A 3,332-nucleotide genomic window follows, 5' to 3' on the forward strand; every position below is an offset into this window, starting at 1 on the left:
CTCTTAAAGCGTCAATAACTTCTTTAGTTTTAAGAGAAGCTTGGTTATTTTCATGCAAAATTGTGCCATCCATATCTAAAAATATAGCTTTTGTTTTTTCTGTCATTATTTATGTACCCTCCGTATAATTATAATAATTTTTATTTTTCAAAAATAGACTCCAACGCTGATGGTATTTTACTATTTCTACATCCACCTTGAACATTCGAGACATTATGTCACTATTAAGAATATCGCTAATATCTCCCTGTTTAAAGCATTTCCCTTCTTTTAATAAAAATATTTTATCGAATAATGGAACAATTTCTTCAATGAAATGTGTCACGTAAATGACAGAGAGTGTGGGATATGTTTGATTTAATTGTTCTAAGGTGGTAAATAAAGTTTCTCGTGCAATGAAATCCAAACCTGAAGCAGGTTCATCTAAAATAAGTATTTTAGGATGATTCATCAATGCGCGTGCAATCATTACCTTTTGTTTTTGACCCGTTGAAAGGTACCCTAAGAATTGATGTCGGAAATAATCCATACCCACTATTTTTAATAAAGATTCAGCTTCTTTAACTAACGCTTCATTTATTTCTTCATAAACGCCTATAGATTTAAAAGCTCCACTTATCACAACATCTAATACAGTTTCACCTTCTTGAAACTTTTCTAATAAACTAGAAGATACGTATCCTATTTGCTCTCTAACCTTTGTAGCAGAATACCCTTGATGTCCTGGTTGCCTCCCAAAAAGATTAATAGTACCTTCAGTAATAGAGTCATAACCATTTAATATATTTAGGAGGGTAGTTTTACCGGCCCCATTTAAACCGTATAACACCCATTTTTCTCCTTCATTAATCTCCCACGATAATTGATTAAGAATTAATTTACCTTGCTTCTTTTTACTAATATTTTCCATAGATATTAACATCAAAACACCCCATCTCACAATAATAATATTGTAAGATAATTCAGACAATTATTCAAAATCAATTTTCCTCCTTAAATAAGTAAATTTGGAATGAAAAAACAGCCTAATGAGATAACTCATTAGACTGTTAAATAGCTAAGATTAATATAAGCTATTATTCTACTGTTACTGATTTAGCTAAGTTACGTGGTTTATCTACGTCTAAGCCTCTGTGTAATGCAGCATAGTAAGAAATTAATTGTAATGTAACTACTGATACTAATGGAGTTAATAATTCATGTACATGAGGGATAACATACGTATCTCCTTCTTTTTCTAAACCTTCACTAGAAATGATACATGGATTTGCACCACGAGCTACAACTTCTTTAACATTACCGCGGATTGATAAGTTAACTTTTTCTTGAGTTGCTAAAGCAATAACTGGTGTACCTTCTTCAATTAACGCAATTGTACCGTGTTTTAATTCTCCACCAGCAAAACCTTCAGCTTGGATATATGAAATCTCTTTAAGTTTTAATGCGCCTTCTAAACTTACATTGTAGTCCATTGTACGTCCAATGAAGAAAGCGTTACGAGTTGATTCTAAGAAATCTGTAGCAATTTGTTCCATTTTAGGTGTATCATCTACAATTGTTTCAATTGCAGTTGTTACTTTAGCTAATTCTCTTAATAAATCAACATCATTGTTACGGCCATGTTCTTTAGCTACTACTTGTGAAAGAATTGATAATACAGCAATTTGAGCTGTATAAGCTTTAGTAGATGCTACAGCAATTTCAGGACCTGCATGTAATAATAATGTATGGTCCGCTTCACGAGATAATGTTGAACCAGCAACGTTTGTTACTGTTAATGATTTATGACCAAGTTTATTTGTTTCAACTAATACAGCACGGCTATCCGCTGTTTCACCTGATTGTGAAATGTAAATAAATAAAGGTTTTTCAGAAAGTAAAGGCATGTTATAAACGAACTCTGAAGCAACGTGTACTTCAGTAGGTACGCCAGCCCATTTTTCTAAATATTCTTTACCTACTAAACCAGCGTGGTAACTTGTACCAGCTGCAATAACGTAAATGCGGTCTGCAGCTGCAACATCTTTAACGATTTCAGGATCGATTTTAAGATCGCCATTTTCATCTTCGTATTCTTGAATAATACGACGCATTACAGCTGGTTGTTCGTTAATTTCTTTTAACATATAGTGATCATAAATACCTTTTTCTGCATCTGAAGCATCAATTTGTGCAGTATAAGTTTCACGATCTTGTACGTTACCCTCTTGGTCTTTGATAGTTACGCTATCTTTTTTAACGATAACAATTTCATGGTCGTGGATTTCTTTATATTGATTTGTAATTTTAATCATTGCTAAAGCATCAGAAGCAATAACGTTAAATCCTTCACCAACGCCCACTAATAAAGGTGATTTATTTTTAGCAACATAAATTGTATCTTCATCTTGGTTATCTAATAAACCTAAAGCATATGAACCGTGTAATAAAGATACTACTTTAGTAAATGCTTCTTCAGTTGTTAAACCTTCATTTGAGAAGTGTTCAACTAATTGAACGATAACTTCAGTATCTGTTTCAGATTTGAAATTAACGTCTTTTAAATATTCACTTTTTAATTCTTCGTAGTTTTCAATTACACCGTTATGTACTAGTGTAAAACGTTCATTATTTGATTGGTGTGGATGAGAGTTTACTGTACTTGGTACACCATGTGTAGCCCAACGAGTATGCCCAATACCTACATGACCATCGATATCGTTGCTGTCTGCTACTTTTCTTAATTCTGCAATACGTCCTTTTTCTTTAAATACAGTTGTACCCTCTTCATTAACTACTGCAATTCCTGCAGAGTCATACCCTCTGTATTCTAATTTTTCTAAACCAGATAATAATAATTCCTTAGCATTATCATAACCGATATAACCTACAATTCCGCACATAAAAAATTTCCTCCGTCAATTAATGGCAAATAAATTTTATCTGTTTTATAAAATTTTTATATCTAAAGGTCAGTAATAAGATTAATCTTTATTTTCCCTAATATTTACTTAACCTTTTTGCCATTTCTATTTCTATTTTTGTTTGATAAAGTTAGACATTCTTATTATTTTTGTGCATTTAGTCACCTAAATGTTTTAATAATAAGCTTACGAATGTGTCGCATCCGGAATAGCATCCGCCGATATACTCGATGACTATTCTCCTCGTCTACAAGGCGATTAATTTATCTATAAGAATTCTCATATTTAATTCTTAATCATCAATAATTAATGCCTTGTCCTGGCGCTTTATTTAATTATTCTACTTTCCTCCTTCCAATATTATTTATTTTACACTGTATAAACAAATGATTGCAAATAATTTCACAACAATATTGTATATTTTTAAAG

3 protein-coding genes are annotated in these 3,332 nt (G+C 31.8%); all 3 read right to left on the reverse strand.

Annotated elements, in window-relative coordinates; all coding sequences use genetic code 11:
• Positions 1-106 (reverse strand): HAD hydrolase family protein (locus CD128_RS10560; RefSeq protein WP_231917308.1); only part of this gene is annotated, 106 nt, incomplete at its 3' end.
• A 3-nt stretch (positions 107-109) separates the two neighbouring features.
• Positions 110-922, reverse strand: coding sequence for an ABC transporter ATP-binding protein (locus CD128_RS10565; protein ID WP_103329859.1), 813 nt, complete (start codon positions 920-922; stop codon positions 110-112).
• 154 nt (positions 923-1,076) lie between these two features.
• On the reverse strand, positions 1,077-2,882 hold the full coding sequence (gene glmS / locus CD128_RS10570) for a glutamine--fructose-6-phosphate transaminase (isomerizing) (RefSeq protein ID WP_103329860.1): 1,806 nt from the start codon (positions 2,880-2,882) through the stop codon (positions 1,077-1,079).
• Between the last annotated feature and the right edge of the window lie 450 nt (positions 2,883-3,332).

The organism is Staphylococcus croceilyticus (assembly GCF_002902575.1).
GTDB classification, from domain to species: Bacteria; Bacillota; Bacilli; order Staphylococcales; family Staphylococcaceae; genus Staphylococcus; species Staphylococcus croceilyticus.

What these genes read in the sequence shown, in the direction of transcription:
- CD128_RS10565 (WP_103329859.1), bottom strand. Translation starts at nt 922, where the DNA reads ATGTTAATATCTATGGAAAATATTAGTAAAAAGAAGCAAGGTAAATTA.
- glmS (WP_103329860.1), bottom strand. Translation starts at nt 2,882, where the DNA reads ATGTGCGGAATTGTAGGTTATATCGGTTATGATAATGCTAAGGAATTA.